At 67.9% G+C, this 22,764-nt stretch carries 16 protein-coding genes and 2 pseudogenes; 13 read left to right on the top strand and 5 right to left on the bottom strand.

The annotated features are described in order from the left end of the window. Positions 1-138, bottom strand: a pseudogene (locus LWW96_RS15805) (arginase); the annotation flags it as partial. A 236-nt stretch (positions 139-374) separates the two neighbouring features. Here LWW96_RS15805 and holA point away from each other — a divergent pair. Both holA and LWW96_RS15815 read left to right on the top strand, forming a co-directional pair. Next, complete coding sequence (holA, locus tag LWW96_RS15810) at positions 375-1,430, top strand: DNA polymerase III subunit delta (protein ID WP_291488642.1); 1,056 nt, start codon at positions 375-377, stop codon at positions 1,428-1,430. Continuing rightward, the gene (locus LWW96_RS15815; protein WP_291488644.1) at positions 1,403-2,110 is read left to right on the top strand and encodes a hypothetical protein; all 708 of its coding nucleotides are present in this window, start codon (positions 1,403-1,405) and stop codon (positions 2,108-2,110) included. Before holA ends, LWW96_RS15815 begins: the two co-directional genes overlap by 28 nt. A gap of 44 nt (positions 2,111-2,154) precedes the next feature. On the opposite strand, the gene LWW96_RS15820 is transcribed toward LWW96_RS15815, so the two are convergent. Then, positions 2,155-2,427 (bottom strand): hypothetical protein, encoded by a 273-nt coding sequence (locus tag LWW96_RS15820; RefSeq protein ID WP_291488645.1) that lies wholly within the window; start codon positions 2,425-2,427, stop codon positions 2,155-2,157. A 73-nt stretch (positions 2,428-2,500) separates the two neighbouring features. Between LWW96_RS15820 and LWW96_RS15825 the strand changes: the two genes are divergently transcribed. The 5 genes from LWW96_RS15825 to LWW96_RS15845 all read left to right on the top strand — a co-directional run bounded on the left by LWW96_RS15825 (position 2,501) and on the right by LWW96_RS15845 (position 10,688). Further along, complete coding sequence (locus LWW96_RS15825; protein ID WP_291488647.1) at positions 2,501-3,781, top strand: glutamate-5-semialdehyde dehydrogenase; 1,281 nt, start codon at positions 2,501-2,503, stop codon at positions 3,779-3,781. 78 nt (positions 3,782-3,859) lie between these two features. Beyond that, a complete protein-coding gene (trkA, locus tag LWW96_RS15830) occupies positions 3,860-5,356 on the top strand; it encodes a Trk system potassium transporter TrkA (protein ID WP_291488649.1) in 1,497 nt (498 codons plus the stop codon). A gap of 271 nt (positions 5,357-5,627) precedes the next feature. After that, the gene (locus LWW96_RS15835; RefSeq protein ID WP_291488651.1) at positions 5,628-7,094 is read left to right on the top strand and encodes a potassium transporter TrkG; all 1,467 of its coding nucleotides are present in this window, start codon (positions 5,628-5,630) and stop codon (positions 7,092-7,094) included. Positions 7,095-7,238: 144 nt separating this feature from the next. After that, positions 7,239-8,534 carry a glutamate--cysteine ligase gene (gene gshA / locus LWW96_RS15840; protein WP_291488653.1) on the top strand — a complete coding sequence of 432 codons (1,296 nt, stop codon included), beginning with the start codon at positions 7,239-7,241 and terminating at the stop codon, positions 8,532-8,534. A 285-nt stretch (positions 8,535-8,819) separates the two neighbouring features. Then, entirely contained in the window at positions 8,820-10,688 is a 1,869-nt protein-coding gene (locus LWW96_RS15845; protein ID WP_291488655.1) for a potassium transporter Kup, read from the top strand. A 128-nt stretch (positions 10,689-10,816) separates the two neighbouring features. On the opposite strand, the gene LWW96_RS15850 is transcribed toward LWW96_RS15845, so the two are convergent. Then, positions 10,817-13,027, bottom strand: coding sequence for a malate synthase G (locus LWW96_RS15850; protein ID WP_291488657.1), 2,211 nt, complete (start codon positions 13,025-13,027; stop codon positions 10,817-10,819). Positions 13,028-13,346: 319 nt separating this feature from the next. On the opposite strand from LWW96_RS15850, the gene LWW96_RS15855 reads away from it, so the two are divergent. Both LWW96_RS15855 and LWW96_RS15860 read left to right on the top strand, forming a co-directional pair. After that, positions 13,347-14,333, top strand: a complete 987-nt coding sequence (locus LWW96_RS15855; protein ID WP_291488659.1) for a LysR family transcriptional regulator — start codon at positions 13,347-13,349, stop codon at positions 14,331-14,333. Further along, positions 14,330-15,019 carry a response regulator transcription factor gene (locus tag LWW96_RS15860; protein ID WP_291488661.1) on the top strand — a complete coding sequence of 230 codons (690 nt, stop codon included), beginning with the start codon at positions 14,330-14,332 and terminating at the stop codon, positions 15,017-15,019. The genes LWW96_RS15855 and LWW96_RS15860 overlap by 4 nt, the downstream gene beginning before the upstream one ends. A 135-nt stretch (positions 15,020-15,154) precedes the next feature. Here the strand turns inward: LWW96_RS15860 and LWW96_RS15865 are convergent, their stop codons facing one another. Further along, positions 15,155-17,836 (bottom strand): PAS-domain containing protein, encoded by a 2,682-nt coding sequence (locus LWW96_RS15865; protein WP_291488663.1) that lies wholly within the window; start codon positions 17,834-17,836, stop codon positions 15,155-15,157. Positions 17,837-18,056: 220 nt separating this feature from the next. Here LWW96_RS15865 and LWW96_RS15870 point away from each other — a divergent pair, with 220 nt between their 5' ends. Together LWW96_RS15870 and LWW96_RS15875 are read left to right on the top strand one after the other, a co-directional pair. After that, on the top strand, positions 18,057-19,427 hold the full coding sequence (locus tag LWW96_RS15870) for a dicarboxylate/amino acid:cation symporter (protein ID WP_291488665.1): 1,371 nt from the start codon (positions 18,057-18,059) through the stop codon (positions 19,425-19,427). A 183-nt stretch (positions 19,428-19,610) separates the two neighbouring features. Further along, complete coding sequence (locus LWW96_RS15875) at positions 19,611-20,057, top strand: DUF2214 family protein (RefSeq protein WP_291488666.1); 447 nt, start codon at positions 19,611-19,613, stop codon at positions 20,055-20,057. 96 nt (positions 20,058-20,153) lie between these two features. Here the strand turns inward: LWW96_RS15875 and LWW96_RS15880 are convergent, their stop codons facing one another. Continuing rightward, on the bottom strand, positions 20,154-20,540 hold the full coding sequence (locus tag LWW96_RS15880; RefSeq protein ID WP_291488668.1) for a PsiF family protein: 387 nt from the start codon (positions 20,538-20,540) through the stop codon (positions 20,154-20,156). A 244-nt stretch (positions 20,541-20,784) separates the two neighbouring features. Between LWW96_RS15880 and argS the strand changes: the two genes are divergently transcribed. Beyond that, complete coding sequence (argS, locus tag LWW96_RS15885) at positions 20,785-22,494, top strand: arginine--tRNA ligase (RefSeq protein WP_291488670.1); 1,710 nt, start codon at positions 20,785-20,787, stop codon at positions 22,492-22,494. 9 nt (positions 22,495-22,503) lie between these two features. Beyond that, positions 22,504-22,764, top strand: a pseudogene (locus LWW96_RS15890) (sporulation protein); the annotation flags it as partial.

Below are 22,764 nucleotides of genomic sequence, written 5' to 3' on the forward strand. Positions count from 1 at the left end.
CAGCGCGGGCTGCAGTCCCGCCACCCGCAGCGCCTCGGGGCCCATGGACGCGCCGCGGGCGCCGGCGCCGACGTCCGTCGGTGCGCCGATCAGGCTCAGGGGGCGCGGGGCGGTGGCGGAGGCAGAGGAGGGCGTCATGGTGCGGGCCTTGTTGCCGTGTGGGGCGGGGAATAAGCAGGTGGGCAGTCGGCGAATGGCCGGGCAGGCCGGCCGCAGCCGGTGCGGCATTGTCTGCGTGCTGCGCGGCAATGCAAAGTCAGACAGCTGCGCAAACACGCGCGTGCACTGCGCAAAGTGTGCTCCCGCGCTGGCACTCTGCACAGTGCCCGGCCCGCGCGACGAGAGCGCCAGGGCAAGGCGATAAACTTTGCCGCATGCAAGTCGCCCTGGCCCAACTCTCCCAGCATCTTCAACGGGGCCTGGCGCCGCTTTACGTGCTGCACGGCGACGAGCCGCTCTTGCAGCAGGAGGCGGCTGACGCCATCCGCGCCACCGCCCGCGCCCAGGGCTACACCGAGCGCAGCAGCTACACCGTGGCGGGCGCTCACTTCGACTGGAGCGCCGTGCTGGCGGCGGGCGGCAGCTTGAGCCTGTTTGCCGACAAGCAGATCGTGGAGATCCGCATCCCCTCGGGCAAGCCCGGCAAGGACGGCAGCGTGGCCCTGCAGCAGGTGGCCGACTCGGCCCGCGGCAACGACAGCACGCTCACGCTCGTGATGCTGCCGCGGCTGGACAAGGCCACCCGCACCGGCGCCTGGTTTGCCGCGCTGGAGGGCGCTGGCGTCTCCATCCAGATCGACCCCATCGAACGCGCCCAGCTGCCCCAGTGGATCGCCCAGCGTCTGGCCGCCCAAGGCCAGCGCGTGGTGGCGGGCGAGGAAGGCCAGCGCACGCTGCAGTTCTTTGCCGACCGCGTGGAAGGCAACCTGCTGGCCGCCCACCAGGAAATCCAGAAACTGGCGCTGCTGCACCCGGCGGGCGAGCTGACCCAGGCCCAGGTCGAGGCCGCCGTGCTCAACGTGGCCCGCTACGACGTCTTCAAGCTCTCCGAATCCGTGCTGTCGGGCCAGGTGGCGCGCGTGCAGCGCATGCTCGACGGCCTGCAGGCCGAAGGCGAGGCCGAGGTGCTGGTGCACTGGGCGCTGGCCGAAGACATCCGCGCCCTCAAGCGCGTGAAAGACGCCATGAACGCCGGCCGCCCGCTGCCCATGGCCCTGCGCGAGAACCGTATCTGGGGCGCCAAGGAAAAGCTGTACGAGCGCATCCTGCCCAAGGCCAGCGACGCCGCGCTGGCCCGCCTGCTGCAATCCGCGCACGTCGTGGACGGCATCGTCAAGGGCCTCAAGCAGCCCGACTGGCCGACGGATGGATGGCAGGCGCTGCAAAGGCTGGCGCTGCAGGTGTGCCGGTTGACGCAGGCGGCGCGGTGAGTTTGAAGGAGGGTGTGATGGGGGGCTCTGAGTACTTCTCGCTATTTGCGTCAGAAGGCGATTTTTCTGTCGAGGCACGGCTTCAGGGGGGTGGGGCAGTCGCAGGGCGAAGGGCTGACGCGGGTGTGCTTTCGAGTCTGCTGAAGGCACCGCCCTGCTCACTGACGTTTGACGACTATCCCCACGATGTTGTTCGCTACGAAATAGATCCGGCCAACAAGACGCTGCTGATCCACGCCCGTCCACAGGGTGCTGCCCTGAGCAAAAACCAGATGCTGTATGAGAGATATCTGGAACTGGTGCGCTCCGAGATTGAGGAGTTTGGGGTCAAGCCCACGGCTATCCCGCATCTGATGGGGCGACTGGGCGAGCTTTATTGCGCGTTGGCGGTGCGAGGCACCCTGGCAGATCTGACCAATCAACCTGGCTTTGATGTGGAGACGCCCGAAGGCAAAAAAATCAGCGTCAAAACGACAGCGCAAGTGTCTGGCTTTGTGTCTATTTCGGCGAGCACGTTGCAGAAGGCGGATGAGCTGATGCTCGTGCAATATTTCAACGGGCAGATAACCACGATCTTTTACGGGAGCGTGAGCAAGGCGGTCACTGGCACTCGCATGTACGAAGGCCGCTATGAGTTGGACATCGGTCGGGCCCGCAAGCTCGCCGCGTTGCCGGACTGAACGCGCCATCGCAGCCTTCTCGCCGAAGGCAGATCAGCCTTCGGCTAGCGCCCCCGCGCCTTCTCCACCCACATCCCCAGATTCGCCACCAGATCCTTCTGGCTGAACGAGCAGCTTTCTTCCGAGAACAGCGCGCTCGATTCCAGGCGGTCCAGCAGGTTCAGCAGCACCTCGCCGTAGCGCGGGGGCAGGGCGGCGAGCAGGGCGGTCTGCTGGCGGGCCAGGGTGCTCAGGGCGGCGGCGGTGTGCTCGCCGCGTTCAAAGCCCTGCAGTGCCTGGGCGAGGGCGGCGAGCTGGGCGGATGCGGTGTCGGTCATGGGCAAGGGCTCAGGGAGAGGCGGGGGACGGGCAAAACTGCAAGGGTAAGGCCAAGTGCGGCAAAATCGCCGGATGAACGCCCTCAACGTCGCCGAAACCACGCAAACCCTTGGCCTGCAGGCCAAAACGGCCTCTGCGCTGATGGCCAAAGCGCCGGCAGCTATCAAAAACAAAGCGCTCAAGGCGCTGGCCCGGCTGCTGCGCGAGCAGACCGTGGCGCTGCAGGTGGACAACGCCCGCGACCTGGAACGCGCCCGCGCCGCCGGCTTGGCCGAGCCCCTGGTGGACCGCCTCAAGCTCAGCCCCAAGGTGCTGGAAACCTGCGCCGAAGGCTGCGAGCAACTGGCCGCCATGCCCGACATCATTGGCGAGATCTTGGGCATGAAGCAGCAGCCCAGTGGCATCCGCGTGGGGCAGATGCGCGTGCCGATCGGCGTGTTCGGCATGATCTACGAAAGCCGCCCCAACGTGACCATCGAGGCCGCGTCGCTGTCGATCAAGAGCGGCAACGCCTGCATCCTGCGCGGCGGCTCCGAGGCCATTGATTCCAACAAGGCGCTGGCCAAGCTGGTGCAGCAGGCCCTGGCCGAGGCCGGCCTGCCGCAGGACGCGGTGCAGCTGGTGCAGACCACCGACCGCGAGGCCGTGGGCCAGCTCATCACGATGCCGCAGTTTGTGGACGTGATCATTCCGCGCGGCGGCAAGGGCCTGATCGAGCGCATCAGCCGCGATGCCAAGGTGCCCGTGATAAAGCACCTGGACGGCAACTGCCACACCTATGTGGACGACCCCTGCGACATCGCCATGGCGGTGAAGGTGGCCGACAACGCCAAGACCAACAAGTACAGCCCCTGCAACGCGAGCGAAGGCCTGCTGGTGGCGCGCGGCGTGGCGGCGGACTTTTTGTCGAAGATCGGCGCCGTGTTCGCCGCCAAGGGCGTGGAAATGCGCGGCTGCCCTGAGTCGCTGGCCCTGCTGCAGCCGGTGCCCGGCGCCAAGCTGGTACCCGCCACCGAGCAGGACTGGAGCGAGGAATACCTCGCGCCCATCATCAGCATCAAGGTCGTGGCCGGCGTGGACGAAGCCATCGCCCACATCAACCGCTATTCCAGCCACCACACCGACGCCATCCTGACGCGCGACCACATGCACGCCCAGCAGTTCCTGCGCGAGGTGGATTCGGCCAGCGTGATGGTGAATGCCAGCACGCGCTTTGCCGACGGCTTCGAGTACGGGCTGGGCGCGGAAATCGGCATCAGCACCGACAAGTTCCATGCCCGCGGGCCCGTGGGCATCGAGGGCCTCACCTCCCTTAAGTACGTGGTGCTGGGCGACGGTGAAGTGCGCGGCTGAGGTTGCTCATGTTTTGATAGCTGCTTGCGCTTGTCTGGAAAGCGCTGCAGCCCAAAACAGTCTCAAGCCGTGTAGCCCATGAAAATCATCATCCTCGGGGCGGGCCGCGTGGGGGAGACGGTGGCCGACAGCCTGGTGTCCGAGCGCAACGACATCACCGTCATCGACACCGACGCCGAGCGCCTGCGCGACCTGGAATCGCGCTTTGACCTGCGCGGCGTGGTGGGCAACGGCATCGAGCCCGCCGTGCTGGCCGAGGCCGGCGCGCAGGACACCGACCTGCTGATCGCCTGCGCCGCGCAGGATGAGACGAACCTGGTGTGCTGCAAGATCGCGCAGCTGCTGTTCAACATTCCCACCCGCATTGCGCGGGTGCGCTCCACGGGGCTGGAGGGCGACGAGCGCCTGCTGAGCGCTGAGGGCTTTGCGGTGGACCGCATCATTTGCCCCGAAGAATCGCTCACGCGCTACATCGGCAAGCTCATCGACTACCCCGAGGCCATGCAGGTGCGCGAGTTTGCGGGCGGGCGCGCCTGCCTGGTGTCGGTGCGCGCCCGGCTGGGTGCCCCGATGGTGGGCGACACCATTGCCGCGCTGCGGGCCAGCGCGCCCGACGTTCCGGTGCGGCTGGTGGCCATCTACCGCCGCTTTCCGGACGAACCCGACCGCTTTGTGGCCTGCGCGGGCGAAACGCGCATCGAGCCCGGCGACGAGGTGTTCGTGCTGGCGGCGCAGGAGCACATCGCGCATGTGCTGTCGGCCTTGCACCGGCGCGATGCGGCGCCCGCCGCGCCCGTGCGCCGCATCATGGTGGCCGGGGGCGGGCGCGTGGGGCTGCGCCTGGCGCAGCAACTGGGCCAGCAGCAGGGGCGGTTCCACCTCAAGGTGATCGAGTCCGACCCGCAGCGCTGCGTGGAGCTGGCCTCGGTGCTGCCGCCGGACGTGCTGGTGCTGCAGGGCGACACCACCGACGAGGACCTGCTGGGCGATGAGGGCGTGGAAGAGGTGGACCTGTTCCTCGCGCTCACCGACGACGACGAGGACAACATCATGTCCTGCCTGCTGGCCAAGCGCATGGGCGCAAGCCGGGTGCTGGCCCTGATCAACCGCCGCAGCTACGCTGATTTGATGCACGGCACGCAGATCGACATTGCGCTGTCGCCGGCGCAGGCCATGCTGGGCGAACTGCTGGCCTTTGTGCGCCAGGGCGACGTGCAGGCCGTGCACAGCCTGCGCCGGGGCGTGGCCGAGGCGCTGGAGATCGTGGTGCGCGGCGACCGCAAGACCTCGCGCGTGGTGGGCCGCAAGGTCAGCGAACTGGCCCTGCCGCGCGATGTGCACATGGGGCTCATCGTGCGCGGCCTGCCCGATGGGGCCCAGGCCGTGAGTGAAATCGGTGAAGCGGGCGAAGGGCATGAAGCCGCCCAGGCGGCGGGCCTGCCCGCGCCGCAGGTGATCATTCCCCGCAGCTCCACCGTGCTGGAGCGCAACGACCACGTGGTCTTCTTCCTGCCGCACAAGCGCCTGGTGCGCGAGGTGGAAAAGCTCTTCCGCGTGAGCGCCACGTTCTTTTAATGCACCCCCCTGAGTCGCTTCGCGCCTCCGTGCAATTGCCAGAGGCATCAGCCCTTCGGGGCCGTCCAAGCCTGCGCAGGCAGGCTCGGAGCCGCGGCCCTCAGCCCCCGCTCTCGCATTGCTGCGCAATGCGGGCGGGGAGACGCAGCCAGCGCGGCGGGGCGGCCCTTGCGCGGCTGCCCTCGTCTTGGCCGCGCCAGTTTCAGGCGCTGCATGCGGTGGATGCGGTGCAGCGGGTGGTGCGTGGTGGGTGGGAGGCCAGGCGCACACCATGACCGATATGTTCCCCGTCCTGCGCGTGCTGGGCATCCTGGTGATGATCTTCGCGTCGTCCCTGGCGCTGCCCCTGGCCGTGTCGTGGTGGACGCAGGACGGCCTGTGGTTCGTGTACCCGCAGTGCATGGCGGCCACGGCCTTTGCCGGGGGCTGGCTGTGGTGGAGCTTTCGCGTCTTCCGGCGCGAGCTGCAGCCGCGCCACGGGGTGATGCTGGTGTCGCTGGTATGGCTGCTGCTGCCCCTGTTTGCGGCCGCGCCGCTGATGCTGGGAGGGCATTACGCCGGCCGGCCGATGTCGTTCACCCACGCGTACTTCGAGGCCGTTTCGGGCCTGACCACCACGGGGGCGACAGTGATGACCGGGCTGGACACGCTGCCGGTCTCCATCAACATCTGGCGCACCTTTTTGCAATGGCTGGGCGGCATGGGCATTCTCATCCTGGCGGTGGCCGTGCTGCCGCTGCTGGGCGTGGGCGGCAGCCAGCTCTTCCGGGCCGAGGCCGCCGGACCGGTGAAGGACGCCAAGCTCACCCCCCGCATGACCGGCACGGCCAAGGGGCTGTGGGGCGTGTATGCGCTGTTCTCGGTGGCCTGCGCGCTGGCCTACTGGGCGGGCGGCATGGCGCCGCTCGATGCCGTCATGCACATGTTCACCACGGTGAGCCTGGGCGGCCTGTCGTCCCATGATGCGAGCTTCGGGCACTTCCAGTCGCCGCTGCTCGAAGCCATTGCGGTGGTCTTCATGCTGGTGGCCAGCTGCAACTTTGCGCTGTACTTCGTGGCGCTGCGCAAGGGCGACTGGCGGGGCTTCTGGCGCGACCCGGAGCTGCGCGCCACGCTGGGCACACTCATCGGCGGCGGGCTGGTGGTGTCGCTGCTGCTGTGGGCCAAGGGCGTGTACGAACCCCTGCAGGCGCTGCGCCACGGCATGTTCAACACCGTGTCGCTGGCCACCACCACGGGCTATGCCACGGTGGACTACTTGAGCTGGCCGGTGTTTGCGCCCGTGCTGATGCTGCTGCTGTCGGGCGTGGCCACCAGTGCGGGTTCCACGGGTTGCGGCATCAAGATGGTGCGCATGCTCATCCTCGTCAAGCAGGCCCGGCGCGAGATGACGCGGCTGGTGCACCCGCGCGCGGTGCAGCCCGTGCGGCTGGGCAGCAGCGTGGTGGACAACCGTGTGATCTTCTCGGTGCTGGCGTTCATGCTGGTGTACGGCGGCACGGTGATCGGCCTCTCCATGGTGCTGCTGCTGACCGATCTGGACCCCGTGACGGCGTTTTCTGCCGTGCTGGCCAGCGTGAACTGTGCCGGGCCGGGGCTGGGCAGTGTGGGGCCGGCGTCCAACTTTGCCGTGCTGACGGACTTCCAGGTGTGGGTGTGCACGCTGGCCATGCTGCTGGGGCGGCTCGAAATTTTGAGCTTCCTGGCGGTTCTGACCCCCGCGTTCTGGCGGCGGTAAGGCCTGGCCGATCCAGGGCAACGGTTCCGGCATTGGGATCCGGGCTTTGTGGCGCCGGCGCCATTGCGAACCCGGCAGTAGCCCCCATCTCCCGACATTCTTGTTCCCTACAATCGCTTTCCACTGTGTCCCCTGAGGGCTTTTATGGTTCCGCATCTCATCACGGCCCTCACCGGCCCGATCAACGAGCTTGAACAGCGCATTCTGGATTCCATGCCCGCCATCGAGCGCTGGTTCCGGCTGGAATGGATGGAGCACACGCCCCCGTTCTACACCTCGGTGGACATCCGCAACGCGGGCTTCAAGCTGGCCCCCGTGGACACCAACCTCTTCCCCGGCGGCTGGAACAACCTGACCAAGGAGATGCTGCCCCTGGCCGTGCAGGCCGCCATGGCTGCCATCGAGAAGATCTGCCCCGAGGCGCGCAACCTGCTGATCATCCCCGAGAACCACACGCGCAACACCTTCTACCTGGCCAACGTGGTGCAGCTGCAGCGCATCTTCAACATGGCCGGGCTGAACGTGCGCGTGGGCTCCATCAGCCCCGAGATCAAGAAGCCCACGCTGATCGAGCTGCCCAACGGCGACACCGTGACGCTGGAGCCCGTGGTGCGCACCAAGCGGCGCCTGGGGCTCAAGGATTTCGACCCCTGCACCATCCTGCTCAACAACGACCTCTCCGCCGGCGCGCCTGGCATCCTGGAGGACATCCACGAGCAGTACCTGCTGCCCCCGCTGCACGCGGGCTGGAGCGTGCGCCGCAAGAGCACGCACTTCAAGAACTATGAGGAAGTGGCCAAACGCTTCGGCAAGATGCTGGGCATCGACCCCTGGCTCATCAACCCCCTGTACAGCCAGGTCGACGGGGTGGACTTTGCCGAGGATCAGGGGCTGGACAAGCTGCAGGCCGCCGTGGATGCGCAGCTGACCAAGGTGCGCCGCAAGTACAAGGAATACGGCATCAACGAAAAGCCGTTCGTGATCGTCAAGGCCAACAATGGCACCTACGGCATGGGCATCATGACGGTGCGCGACGCCAAGGAGCTGGACGCCGTCAACCGCAAGACCAAGAACAAGATGTCCGTCATCAAGGACGGCCAGCCGGTGCACGACCTGATCATCCAGGAAGGCGTGCTGACCCAGGAGCGCGTGCACGAGGCCGTGGCCGAGCCCGTGGTCTACATGATGGACCGCTACGTGGTGGGCGGCTTCTACCGCATGCATGCCGAGCGCGGCGTGGACGAGAACCTCAATGCGCCGGGCGCCAGCTTCGTGCCGCTGGCCTTTGAGCACAGCACCCACATGCCCCAGCCCGGCGTGCGCCCGGGCGTGAGCGCCCCCAACCGCTTCTACATGTACGGCGTGGTGGCGCGGCTGGCCATGCTGGCCGCCAGCTACGAGCTGGAAGCCACCAATCCCGACGCCGAGGTGTACGACTAAGTCGCAGGTTCGGGCCTGTTCACATGATTTTTGCTTGGTCAACCTAGTGTGAACAGGGCGTGGCCGCCCCCTGGAGTGGCCCGCGGGGCGGCGCGTCTCCTCTCTCCGGGGAGAGCCGCCAGCCGTGCGACGGGCGCGCATGCCATGCCCGTGGCGGGTTGCCAAGGGCGAGTTGTTGCGTTGCAACATGGGGTTTTGCCTCCAGACGCTTGACCGGGGGCAGGCGCAAAATAGCGGTCTCAAACAGTAACGGAACCCTGCCAGGCACGGCCGCGGGGGTGGTCAGTGCAAAGCTCCAAGTCATCGCTCGCAGCGCTCACGCTGGGCGCCATCGGTGTGGTTTACGGCGACATCGGCACCAGCGTGCTGTATGCCGTCAAGGAAGTCTTCGGATCAGGCCATGTGCCTTTCACGCAGGGCAACGTCTACGGCATCCTGTCCATCTTCTTCTGGACGCTGACGGTCATCGTTTCGCTCAAGTACGTGGTGCTGGTGCTGCGCGCCGACAACCATGGCGAGGGCGGGCTGATCGCCATGCTGGCCCTGGCCTCGCAGGCCGTGAAAGACAAGCCCCGCCTGCGCGGCCTGCTGCTGGCGGTGGGCATCTTCGGGACATCGCTCTTCTACGGCGACGGGGTCATCACCCCGGCCATTTCCGTGCTGTCGGCCGTCGAGGGGCTGGAGGTGGTGTCGCCCCACTTCAAGCAGTACGTGATTCCCATCACCCTGGTGGTGCTGTTTTGCCTCTTTGCCGTGCAAAAGCGCGGAACAGGCGGCATCGGCCGGTTTTTCGGCCCGATCACCCTCGTGTGGTTTATCAGCATCGCGTCGCTGGGCATCTCCCACATCGTGGGCCATCCGGAGATCCTGTGGGCGCTGAGCCCGCACCACGCGCTGGGCTTCATGTGGGCCAACCCCGGCATCAGTTTCATCATCCTGGGCGCCGTCGTGCTGTGCGTGACCGGGGCCGAGGCGCTCTATGCCGACCTGGGGCACTTCGGCAAGCGGCCCATCCGCCTGGCCTGGTTCGGCGTGGCCATGCCGTCGCTCACGCTCAACTATTTCGGTCAGGGCGCGTTGCTGCTGGCCGAGCCCGAGGCCGTGAAGAACCCCTTCTACATGATGGCGCCCGACTGGGCGCTGATCCCGCTGGTGGTGCTGGCCACCATGGCCACGGTGATTGCGTCGCAGGCCCTCATCACCGGGGCGTTCAGCGTGACCAAGCAGGTCATCCAGCTGGGCTACCTGCCGCGCCTGAACATCCAGCACACCAGCGTGCGGGACACGGGCCAGATCTACATGCCGCTGGTGAACTGGGGGCTGTTCGTGGCCATCGTGCTGGCCGTGGTGATGTTCCGCTCGTCCAGCAACCTTGCGGCGGCCTACGGCATCGCCGTCACGCTGGACATGCTCATCACCACCACGCTCACGTTCTTCGTGATCCGCTATGGCTGGGGCTACCCGCTGGCGCTGTGCATCGCGGCCACGGGCTGTTTCTTCGTGGTGGACCTGGCGTTCTTCACGTCCAACCTGCTCAAGCTGTTCCAGGGCGGCTGGTTCCCGCTGATGATCGGCGGCATCGTGTTCTCGCTCATGATGACCTGGAAGGAAGGCCGCCGGCTGCTCAACGACAAGCTGCGCGCCGATGCCATCGACCTCAAGGTCTTCCTGGAGTCCGTGTTCATCAGCCCGCCCACGCGGGTGGACGGCACGGCCGTGTTCCTCACGGCCGAGACCGGGGCCGTACCCAACGCCCTCCTGCACAACCTCAAGCACAACAAGGTGCTGCACCAGCAGAACCTGTTCGTCACCGTGCACAACCATGAAACCCCGTGGATCGGGCTGGACAAGCGCCTGCAGGTGGAATCGCTGGGCCACGACTGCTGGCAGGTGGTGATCCACTACGGCTTCAAGAACGACCCCGACGTGCCCCGCGCATTGGAACAGCTGCGCGGCCGGGGCTGTGAGCTGGAGCCCATGACCACCAGCTATTTCCTGTCGCGCGACACCGTGATCCCTACCATCGGCAGCGGCATGGCGCCCTGGCGCGAAAAGCTGTTTGCCCAGATGCACCACAACGCCAGCGGCGCGGCGGACTTCCTGCACCTGCCCAACAACGCGGTGGTGGAGCTGGGGTCCAAGATCGAGATCTGAGCCTCAGCGGTCGGCGAGTTACCCATAAAAATAGCTGCCAGCGCTTGCTGAACAAGCGCTGGCAGCTATTGTTTTATGAGCGCCGCTCCATGCAGTGCATGCGATGCAGCGCCGGGTGGGCGGCCCGCTCAGGCGGCTTGCGCGGCCTTGAGCTTCAGGCGCCAGGCGTGCAGCAGCGGCTCGGTGTAGCCGCTGGGCTGTTCCTTGCCCTTGAAGACCAGGTCGCACGCCGCCTGGTAGGCCATGCTGGTGCTGAAGTGGCCGGCCATGGGCAGGTACAGCGGATCGCCCGCGTTTTGCTTGTCCACCTTGGCGGCCATGCGCTCGAAGGTCTCGCGCACCTGCGCCTCGGTCACCACGCCGTGCAGCAGCCAGTTGGCCATGTGCTGGCTGCTGATGCGCAGCGTGGCGCGGTCTTCCATCAGGCCCACGTCGTTGATGTCGGGCACCTTGGAGCAGCCCACGCCCTGGTCCACCCAGCGCACCACGTAGCCCAGAATGCCCTGGGCGTTGTTGTCCAGCTCCTGCTGCTTCTCGGCGTCGGTCCAGTTCGGGTGGGCGGTGACGGGAATGGTCAGCAGGCCGGTCAGCAGGTTGTCGCGCTCGGCGTTGGCGTCGGTCTTCTCCAGCTCGATCTGGATGTCCTGCACGTTCACCTGGTGGTAGTGCAGGGCGTGCAGCGTGGCGCCCGTGGGGCTGGGCACCCAGGCGGTGTTGGCGCCCGCCTTGGGGTGGCCGATCTTCTGCTTGAGCATCTCGGCCATGAGGTCGGGCATGGCCCACATGCCCTTGCCGATCTGTGCCTTGCCGCGCAGGCCGCAGGAGAGGCCCACCAGCACGTTGCTCTTCTCGTAGGCCTGGATCCAGGCGCTGGTCTTCATGTCGCCCTTGCGGATCATGGGGCCGGCCAGCATGGCGGTGTGCATTTCGTCGCCCGTGCGGTCCAGGAAGCCGGTGTTGATGAACGCCACGCGGCTGGAGGCGGCGGCGATGCAGGCCTTCAGGTTGACGGAGGTGCGGCGCTCCTCGTCCATGATGCCCAGCTTGACGGTGCTGTCCGGCAGGCCCAGCAGCTTTTCGACGCGGCCGAACAGCTCGGCGGCAAAGCCGACTTCGGTGGGGCCGTGCATCTTGGGCTTGACGATGTAGACGCTGCCCTTGCGGCTGTTACGAATACCGTTCGCGCCATGGCCTTGCAGGTCGTGCAATGCGATGGCGGTGGTGATGACCGCGTCCATGATGCCTTCGGGAATCTCGCGCACCGCGCCCTGGGCGTCGGTCCACAGGATGGCCGGGTTTGTCATCAGGTGGCCCACATTGCGCAGGAACATCAGCGAGCGGCCATGCAGGCGCACTTCGCCGCCGTTCGGCCCCACATACACGCGGTCCGCGTTCAGGCCACGGGTCAGCTGCTTGCCGCCCTTTTCAAAGGTCTCCACCAGCGTGCCTTGGATGATGCCCAGCCAGTTGCTGTAGCCCAGCAGCTTGTCGTCGGCATCCACGGCGGCCACGGAGTCTTCCAGGTCCAGGATGGTGGAGAGCGCGGCTTCCAGCACCACGTCGCTCACGCCCGCGGCATCGCTCTGGCCGATGGGGGTGGCGCGGTTGATTTGGATGTCGATGTGCAGGCCGTTGTGCTGCAGCAGCACGGCGCTGGGGTGGGCGGCATCGCCCTGGTAGCCCTTGAACTGGGCGGGGGTCTTGAGGCCCGTGGTGGTGCCGTTGCTCAGGGCCACCACCAGCTGGCCGCCTTCCACGCGGTAGCCGGTGGCGTCCTTGTGCGAGCCGCTGGCCAGGGGCGCGTTGTCGTCCAGCACCTGGCGGGCAAACGCAATCACCTTGGCGCCGCGCACGGGGTTGTAGCCCTTGCCCTTTTCCGCGCCGTCGGTCTCGGGAATCACGTCGGTGCCGTACAGCGCGTCGTACAGGCTGCCCCAGCGGGCGTTGGCCGCGTTCAGCGCATAACGTGCGTTCAGGATGGGCACCACCAGCTGCGGGCCGGCCTGGGTGGCCAGCTCATCGTCCACGTTGGCGGTGGTGGTCTTCACATCGGCCGGCTGGGGCACCAGGTAGCCGATCTTTTCCAGAAAGCTGCGGTAGGCCACCATGTTCTGGATGGGGCCGGGGTTGGCCTTGTGCCAGGTGTCCAGCTCGGTCTGCAGGCGGTCACGCTCGGCCAGCAGGGCAATGTTGCGGGGGGCCAGGTCGGCCACGATGGCGCCAAAGCCCTTCCAGAACGCCTCGTTGCTGATGCCGGTGCCGGGCAGCACCTGGTCTTCCACAAAGCGGTACAGGTTGGTGGCCACTTGCAGGCCGTGGACGGTGGTGCGTGCAGTCATCTATGAAAAGCCTCGGTGAAGATGAAAAAAGCAGAAAAACAAGGAGCGGCGGGGCCAGGGCGGCCAGCTTGAAAGCCACTGTATTGCAAATTTTTATGCCTATAAATGGCCGAAAAATCTCAAAACCAGTGACTTTTACGCAAAGGTGGCGCGGGGCAAGGCGCAGGGTAATTCCGATTGCTTCAATTTTGATAGCTGCTTGCGCTTGCCCCCAAAGGGCTGGATGCCGATTTTGTCTTGAAAAGGCCTGGCGCTTTGCCTGGAGGCCCCTGCACCGGGGCGCCCGGGCCGGGCGCCCCCGCGCTCCATAATCCGCCCCATGGACAAACTCAAGGCCTTCGAATCCTTTGTGTCCGTGGCCACGCGCGGCAGCCTCACGGCCGCGGCCAAGGCCGAGGGCGTGGCGCCCGCCATCATGGGGCGGCGGCTCGATGCGCTGGAGGAGCACCTGGGCGTCAAGCTGCTGGTGCGCACCACGCGGCGCATCTCGCTCACGCACGAGGGGGCGGCGTTTCTGGAGGACTGCCAGCGCCTGCTGTCCGACGTGGCCAATGCCGAGGCCAGCGTGTCCGAAGGCGGGGTGAAGGCCACCGGGCACCTGCGCATCACGGCCCCGGCGGGCTTTGGCCGCCGCCATGTGGCGCCGCTGGTGCCGCGCTTTCGCAGTGCCCACCCCGACGTGACGATCTCGCTGAACCTGAGCGACCGCGTGGTGGACCTGGCCGGCGAAGGCTATGACTGCGCGGTGCGCGTGGGCGACCTGCCCGATTCGTCCCTGGTCAGCGTGCGCCTGGCCGACAACCGGCGCCTGTGCGTGGCCACGCCCGGCTACCTGCAGCGCCACGGCACGCCCCAGCACCCGTCCGACCTGCTGCAGCACGACTGCCTCACACTGTCCAGCGAGGCCTCGCAGACGCGGGGCTGGGCGTTCCGCCTGCCGCGCAGCCGGGCGCGGGACCCGGAGCGTCTGCTGGCGGACGCGGGCCTGCCGGCGGAAGGGGGATCGGAGGTGATGTTCCTCAAGCCCGGCGGGCCGCTGGACTGCTCGGACGGGCAGGTGCTGCACGACTGGTGTCTGGCGGGCTACGGCATCGCCTGGCGCAGCACCTGGGAGGTGGAGGCCGAGATCGCGGCCGGCCAGCTCGTGCCCGTGCTGGAGGACTTTGCCGCGCCGCCCAACGGCATCTTCGTGGTGTTTCCGCAGCGCAAGCACATGCCGCTGCGCGTGCGCCTGTGGATCGACTTTCTCAAGCACCACTACGCCCAGCCCGCGTTCTGGGGCCGTCCGGACCCCAGCGCCCCATGACCGACGCCGCCCCTGCGCCTGCTGTGCCTGCTTTGCCCGATGCGCCCGGCCCCACGCTGCTGGTGGCGGACGACCACCCGCTGTTCCGCGCCGCCGTGCTGCACGTGCTGCACGGCCGTCTGCCCCAGTACCGCACGCTGGAGGCGGCCAGCGCCGCCACGCTGGGCGCGGCGCTGCAGGAGCACCCGGAGGTGGAGCTGGTGCTGCTGGACCTGAGCATGCCCGGCACGCGCGGCTTCTCGGCCCTGCTGCACGTGCGGGGCGAGTACCCCGAACTGCCCGTGGTGGTGATCTCGTCCAACGACCACCCCCGCGTCATCCGCCGCGCGCAGCAGTTCGGCGCGGCCGGCTTCATCCCCAAATCGGCTCCGGCCGAAGCCATGGGCGAGGCCATCGAGACGGTGCTCGACGGCGGCAGCTGGTTTCCGCCCATGGCGGCCGAGCGCTCCGAGGCCGACGCCGAGCTGGCGGCGCGCCTGGCCCAGCTCACGCCCCAGCAGTTCCGGGTGCTGCTGTGCCTGGCCGACGGCCTGCTCAACAAGCAGATCGCCGCCGAGCTGGGCCTGGCCGAGAACACCGTGAAGGTGCACGTCACGGCCATCCTGAAAAAGCTGGCGTGCTACAGCCGCACGCAGGCGGCGGTGCTGGTCAAGAGCCTGGAGGCGGAAGAGGGCGGCGCCGGTTGACGTGTCGTCCCTGGGGGCGAAGGGCCGGGGTTTTGATAAAAAATGGCCTCCAGCCCTTGTTCAGCAAGCGCTGGCAGCTATCAATTTTGAAGTCATTGAGGCCACTTGCGCGCGGGGCTTTCTCCAGCCCGCCGCTCAGGAGGGCGGGCTGTCCTGCAGCCTCAGCAGCGTCTGGCTCACCAGCGCCCGCAGCGCCGGCGCACGCACCGGCTTGGCCAGAAAGCCCCAGCCCCGCTCGGCGGCCTGGCGGCGCAGCGTGGCGTCGCGCTCGGCGGTGACCAGGATCACGGCGGGCGCCTGGCCCCAGCGTTGGCACAGCGCGGTGTAGACCTCGGGGCCGTGGTGCCCCGCGCCCAGGTGCACGTCCAGCAGCACCAGCTGCGGCGCGTTGCCCGGCTGGGCCTGGGCCAGGGCTTCGGGCGCGCCGCCGGCCAGGGGCACGGTGCAGCCCCAGCGCTGCAGCAGGGCCTGCGTGGCGGCGCGGGTTTGCGGGTCGTCCTCGATCACCCAGGCGCTGCTGCCGTGCAGCGGCGTGTCGTCGGCCTGCTCGGGCGAGGCGGGCGGCGGCCCCAGGGCGGGCACCGCGGCCGGGTTGCCCAGCGGCACGCGCACCCAGAACACGCTGCCGCGCCCCAGCTGCGAACGCAGGCCGATGGCGTGGCCCAGCAGCCGGCCCAGGCGCTCCACGATGGCCAGGCCCAGGCCTGCGCCGCGGTCGCCGTCCTCGCCCTGGTCCAGGCGGCGGAACTCCTCGAAGATCTCTTTTTGCAGCGCGTCGGGGATGCCCGGGCCCTGGTCGTGCACCTCGATGCGCACATGGTCCGGGCCGTCGCGCCGGCAGCCCACCACGATGCGGCCGTGGCGGGTGTAGCGGATGGCGTTGGAGACGAAGTTCTGCACGATGCGCCGCAGCAGGTTCTCGTCGGTGCGCACCACGTGGTGCGTGGGCACGCAGGTGAGCTGCAGGCCGCGCTGCTCGGCCAGCACGCCGAAGTTGTGGCCCAGCACCTGCAGCAGCGGGCCGAGGGCCACGTCGTGGATGCGCACGTCCAGCTGGCCGGATTCCATGCGCGAGATGTCGAGCAGGCTGTTGAGGATGGCGTCCTGCGCGGCCAGCGCGCCGTCGATGCTGTCGGCCACGCGGCGGCCCGCGTCGTCGTGCAGGTGGCCGCGCAGCAGCGACGTGAACATGCGCGCGGCGTTCAGCGGCTGCAGCAGGTCGTGCACCGCGGCGGCCACGAAACGGGTCTTGTAGCGGTTGGCGCGCTCGGCCTCCTGCCGGGCGGCGTCCAGGTCGCGGGTGCGGTCGGCGATGCGGCGCTCCAGCGCGTCGGCCAGCGAGCGCAGTTCGCGCGCGGCGTTCTTGTAGCTGGTGATGTCGGCGTAGCTGGTGACGAAGCCGCCTTCGGGCAGCGGGTTGCCGCGGATCTCCAGCACCGTGCCGTCGTCCTTGGCGCTTTCGTGCAGGTGGGGCGTGCCGCTGCGCAGGTGCGCCAGGCGGCGCTCGATGGCGTCCTCCACGGGGCCGGGCCCCAGCAGGCCGCGCCGCGCGTTGTGCCGCAGCAGGTCGGCAATCGGCTGGCCCACGCGCATCAGGTCCGCCGGGTAGCGGAACAGCGCCACGTAGCGCGAGTTCCAGGCCACCAGGTTGAGCTGCGCGTCGATGATGACTACGCCCTGGGGCAGATGCTCCAGGCTGCGCGAAAGCCCGGTGTCCGTGCGCTGCGCCGCCTGCTGGGCGGCCTGAACGATGCCGTCCTGCGCGGTGCGCAGCTCCTGCGCGTGCTGGCGCAGCACGGTTTCCAGCTCTTGCCGGCTGCGCTGGCGCAGGGCGGCCAGGCGCTGGCGCTGGCGCGCAAACAGCACCAGCAGCGACAGCGCCAGCCAGCCGCCGGCGCCGGCGGCCGCGGCCCAGCGGCTGTCCGCCAGGCTGCCCTGGGTTTCATGCACCAGGTGCAGCTGCCAGGGGGTTCCCGGCAGGGGCTGGCTGGCCCACAGCAGGCGGCCAGGCGGGGCCGGCAGGTCCGGCGACTGCAGGCGCACCAGGCGGCCGCCCTGCGCCAGTTGGTCGTCCACGCGCACGTCCAGGGGGCGCAGCGGCTGGTCGGCGTACTGGCGCGTGGCGTTCAGCTCGCGCCGTTCCGTGTCGGACAGCGGCGCCAGCAGGCGGTAGCGCCAGGCGTCCTGGCTGGCCAGGAAGACCACGCCGTGGGCGTCCGAGGCCAGCACCGTGTCGGGCGTCTGCAGCCACTCGCGCTCCAGCTCCTGCAGTGCGATCTTGATGGCCACCAGCCCCAGGGGCTGGCCGTCCGGGCCGCGGATGGCCTGCGAGAGAAAGTACCCCGGCTGGCCCGTGGTCACGCCAATGCCGTAAAAGCTGCCGCGCCCCTGGGCCAGCGCCTGCTGCACGTAGGGGCGGAAGCTGTAGTCCACGCCCACGTTGCTGGTGGCCGTGCGCCAGTTGCTTGCCGCCACGGCCCACCCGTCGCGGTTGAGCAAGGTCAAGGTGGAGGACTGGCTGGCGCCGTTGGCCTGCTCCAGCTTGCGGTTGAGCTGTTCGACCTCCGCCGCGGTCAGGGGGCGGCGCAGCGCCTCCTGCAGCTGCGCATCCAGGGCCAGCACTTCGGGCAGGGTGCGGTAGCGGTCGATGCGCTGCGCTAGCGCCTGGCCGTAGAGCGCCAGCTGGCGCTGCACGCTGGTGTTTTCCGCCTGCAGCGAGCGGTGCCAGGCCCATTGGCTGGCCGCAAACATGCTGGCGGCCGTGCCGGCCAGCAGGATCAGCAGGGTGCGGAGTTTGCGCAGGCGCGGCGGGGTCATGGCGGAAAAGGGGAAAGGACGGCAGTGCGTGGCGGTGGGGCGGGGCGTGGTCTGGCTCGCACGGGGACTAGGTATTTTCCCTAGGTTGGGGCGGCCGGTGCCCTGGGGTGGGGCGTTCGTCTAATACCAATAGGTTATCGGCTCCAAAAGCGTGCAGCGGTACAAACGGCGCCTCGACGCACCCTTGGCGGTGCCGTCCCCTGATCTTTGGAGACCGTCCATGCATCCCCTGCCCGCCCCCACCGCCGCAACCCTGCGGCTGCCTTTTTACCGGCAACTGTACTTCCAGGTCGTGTTCGCCATCGTCCTGGGCGTGCTGCTGGGGCATTTCTACCCGTCCTACGGCGAGGCGCTCAAGCCGCTGGGTGACGCGTTCATCAAGCTGGTGAAGATGATCATCGCCCCGGTGATCTTCCTCACCATCGTGACGGGCATTGCCGGCATGTCGCAGCTCAGCAGCGTGGGCCGCGTGTTTGGCAAGGCCATGGCGTATTTCCTGTTCTTCTCCACGCTCGCCCTGGTGGTGGGCCTGGTGGTGGCCAACGTGGTGCAGCCCGGCGCGGGCATGAACATCAACCCGGCCGACCTGGACCAGACTGCCGTCAAAGGCTATGTGGCCAAGTCGCACGAGATGACGCTCACCGGCTTCGCGCTGGACATCATTCCCAAGACGCTGGTCAGCCCCTTCGTGGGCGACAACATCCTGCAGGTGCTGCTGGTGGCCGTGCTGTTCGGCGTCGGTCTGGCCCTGGTGGGCGACGCGGGCCGTCCCGTGCTGCACTTCCTGGACGCGCTGACCACGCCCGTGTTCAAGGTGGTGGGCATCGTGATGAAGGCCGCCCCCCTCGGCGCGTTCGGCGCCATGGCCTTCACCATCGGCAAGTTCGGCCTGGGCTCGCTGGTCAATCTGGCGTGGCTGGTGGGCTCGTTCTACCTCACCTCGCTGCTGTTCGTGGTGGTCATCCTGGGCTTTGTGGCGCGCCTGTGTGGTTTCTCGGTGCTCAAGCTGGCCCGCTACCTCAAGGCCGAACTGATGCTGGTGCTGGGCACGTCGTCGTCCGAATCCGCCCTGCCCTCGCTGATGGAAAAGATGGAGAAGGCCGGCTGCAGCAAGTCGGTGGTCGGCCTGGTGGTTCCCACGGGCTACTCCTTCAACCTGGACGGCACCAACATCTACATGACGCTGGCCGCGCTGTTCATTGCCCAGGCCACCAACACCGAACTGTCGCTGGGCCACCAGGTGGCGCTGCTGCTGGTGGCGATGCTGTCGTCCAAGGGCGCGGCGGGCGTGACGGGCGCCGGCTTCATCACCCTGGCCGCCACCCTGGCCGTGGTGCCGGAAGTGCCCGTGGCGGGCATGGCGCTGATCCTGGGCGTGGACCGCTTCATGAGCGAGTGCCGCTCGCTGACCAACTTCATCGGCAACGCCGTGGCCACGGTGGTCGTGTCGCGCTGGGAAAACGCGCTGGACCATGAACGCCTGGACGCCGCGCTCAACGGCAAGGCGCTGCCCGCACCGGCTGTTGCCACGCCCCCGGCCGCGATGCCCGAGGTGCAGGTCGGCACGCCGGCTGTGCGCACTGCGGCCTGAGCCGGGTCGCTGGCCTTCGCACAGCGCGCGCCCCGGGGGGCGCGCTTTCTTTTTTGCAGCCGCCCCGGGCGACGGCCCCTGCGCCCGCAGGCACGGCCCCGGCGCAACTCAAGCACAATGGAGCGGCCCGGGAAACCTGTTGCGCACAGCCCCGCAGAACCGACCCCCAAGGATGTATTGCCCATGACGCTTGAAGCCTTCCTCGCCGCTTTCCATCTGCTTGCCGTGCTGACCCTGGTCGTCTTCCTGACCAGCGAGGCTGCACTGTGCCGCTCCGACTGGATGAACCCTGCCGTGGTCCAGCGCCTGGCGCGGCTGGACCTGATCTACGGCATCACGGCGGTGGTGCTGCTGGCCAGCGGGCTGGCGCGCCTGTTTTGGGGGGTGAAGGGGGTCTCCTGGTATGTCTCGCAGCCCCTGTTCCACATCAAGATCACCCTGTTCGTGCTGATGGGCCTGCTGTCCATCAAGCCGACGCTTACCTTCCGCCGCTGGCTCAAGGAACTGAACGCCACGGGCGCGCTGCCGGCCGAGGCCGAGGTGCGCAGCACCCGCCGCTGGGTCATGGTGCAGTCCCACATCCTGCCCGTCGTGGCGGTGATCGCCGTGTACTGGGCCCGGGGCTGGTAGCCCGGGCGCCCTGCGGCACCGCCAAACAAAAAAGCCCGCCGGCTGGTGCCTGGCGGGCTTTTTTGTGGCGCAGCGGTGGAGACCGCCGCGGAGGCCTTACTTCTTGAGGCACTCGCTCATGAAGGACTTGCGTTCGGCGCCCTTGAGCGTCTGGGCCTTGGCGTCGGCGTTGCAGGTCTTCATCTTTTCCTGCTGCGAAGCGGGCTTGTTGCTCAGGCAGGTCTTCATGAAGGCGCGGCGCTCGTCGCCCTTCTTGTCGCCCGCCTCGGTATTGCAGGTGGCCATCTTGGACTGCTGCTTGGTGCGCGCACCGGCCGGTGCGGACGCGGGCGCTGCGGCGGCCGGTGCTGCTGCTGCAGCAGGCGCGGCGGCGGGTGCTGGAGCGGCCTTGGCTGCAGGGGCTGCGGCGGGCGCATCGGCTGCATGGGCTGCGCTGAACGAAAGGGCCAGGCTCACGGCAGTCAGGGAAAGAAGCTTTTTCATAGGGGCTCCAGTAAGTGGGAAAAACATCACAACAACCAATCCGGTGCGGATGGTAGGGTTTTTAACGGCGCTTGCGTGCGGCGCGCTGACAAAACCGCTATGGCATGCACTTCTGTTACGTTTTGTTGCCAAAGAGGCAGCAAAGCGTGTCGCGGGCATCGCCCAGGGCCGTAGGGCAAGGCTCCCTAGGGCACTGCGCGCCCCGCGCTCCGCCGGGCGCGGGGCCGCCCCGTAAAATCCGCCGATGCTCTCCGTCAAAAACGAACTGCTCGCCGCGCTTGCGGCCGAGCTGGAAAAACTCTCCCCCGGCTCGGGCGCCAAGGCCGCATTCGAATCGCCCAAGGTGGCCGCCCATGGCGACTTCGCCTGCACGGCCGCCATGCAGCTGGCCAAGCCGCTCAAGCTCAACCCCCGCGCCCTGGGCGAGCAGCTCAAGGCCGCGCTGGAGGCCACGCCCGCCTACCAGCGCTGGGTGGACGCCATTGAAATCGCCGGCCCCGGCTTCCTGAACATCCGCCTCAAGCCCGCCGCCAAGCAGGAAGTGGTGCGCGAGGTGCTGGCCGCCGGCGAACGCTTCGGCTTTCAGCCTGCCAACGGCCAGCGCGTGCTGGTGGAGTTCGTCTCGGCCAACCCCACGGGCCCGCTGCACGTGGGCCACGGCCGCCAGGCGGCGCTGGGTGATGCCATCTGCAACCTGTTCAGCACCCAGGGCTGGAACGTGCACCGCGAGTTCTATTACAACGATGCAGGCGTGCAGATCGACACCCTCACCAAGAGCACGCAGCTGCGCGCCAAGGGCTTCAAGCCCGGCGACGACTGCTGGCCCACCGACAGCGACAACCCGCTGGCCAAGAACTTCTACAACGGCGACTACATCGCCGACATTGCCGAGGCCTTCAAGGCCCAAGCCACCGTCAAGGCCGACGACCGCGAGTTCACGGCCAATGGCGACGTGGAGGACTACGACAACATCCGCCAGTTCGCCGTGGCCTACCTGCGCAACGAGCAGGACAAGGACCTGCAGGCGTTCAACCTGCATTTCGACCAGTACTACCTGGAGTCCAGCCTGTACACCAGCGGCCGCGTGGAGGCCACGGTGAACAAGCTCGTGGCCAACGGCCACACCTACGAGCAGGACGGCGCCCTGTGGCTCAAGTCCACCGACTACGGCGACGACAAGGACCGCGTCATGCGCAAGCAGGACGGCACGTACACCTACTTCGTGCCCGACGTGGCCTACCACATCGCCAAATGGGAGCGCGGCTTCACCAAGGTCGTCAACATCCAGGGCACGGACCACCACGGCACCATCGCCCGCGTGCGCGCCGGGCTGCAGGCGGCCGATGTGGGCATTCCCAAGGGCTACCCCGACTACGTGCTGCACACCATGGTGCGCGTGGTGCGCGGCGGTGAAGAGGTCAAGATCAGCAAGCGCGCGGGCAGCTACGTCACGCTGCGCGACCTGATCGAGTGGACCAGCAAGGACGCGGTGCGTTTCTTCCTCCTCTCCCGCAAGCCCGACACCGAGTACACCTTTGACGTGGACTTGGCCGTGGCGCAGAACAACGACAACCCGGTGTACTACGTGCAGTACGCGCATGCCCGCATCCAGTCGGTGCTGCGGGCCTGGCAAGAGGCCGGTGGGGGCGACGTGGCCGCGCTCAAGGAGGTGGATCTGTCGGCGCTCGAAGGCCCGCAAGCCCAGGCGCTGATGCTGCAGCTGGCCAAGTACCCCGAGATGCTCACCGCCGCCACCGACGGCGAAGCGCCCCACGACGTGACCTTCTACCTGCGCGACCTGGCGGCCAGCTACCACAGCTATTACGACGCCGAGCGCATCCTGGTGGACGACGAGGCCGTGAAGAAGGCGCGCCTGGCGCTCGTCGCGGCCACCGCCCAGGTATTGCACAATGGCCTGGCCGTGCTGGGCGTGTCGGCTCCGGCCAGAATGTAAGCAGTTACTATGAAGAAACAACAGACGGGCGGGACCATCATCGGCTTCATCGTCGGGGTCATCGTGGGCCTGGGCGCCGCACTGGCCGTGGCGGTGTACGTAACCAAGGTGCCGGTGCCCTTCCTGAACAAGGGCAACGGCCGGGGTGCCGACCTGGACGCCGCCGAGTCGCAGAAGAACAAGAACTGGGACCCGAATTCGCCGCTGTACGGCAAGAACCCGGCCCGTGCGCCGGTGGCCGCAGCGTCGGCGGCCTCGGCCCCGGTGGCT

The sequence above is a fragment of the Acidovorax sp. genome (assembly GCF_021287135.1).
Lineage (GTDB): Bacteria > Pseudomonadota > Gammaproteobacteria > Burkholderiales > Burkholderiaceae_C > Acidovorax.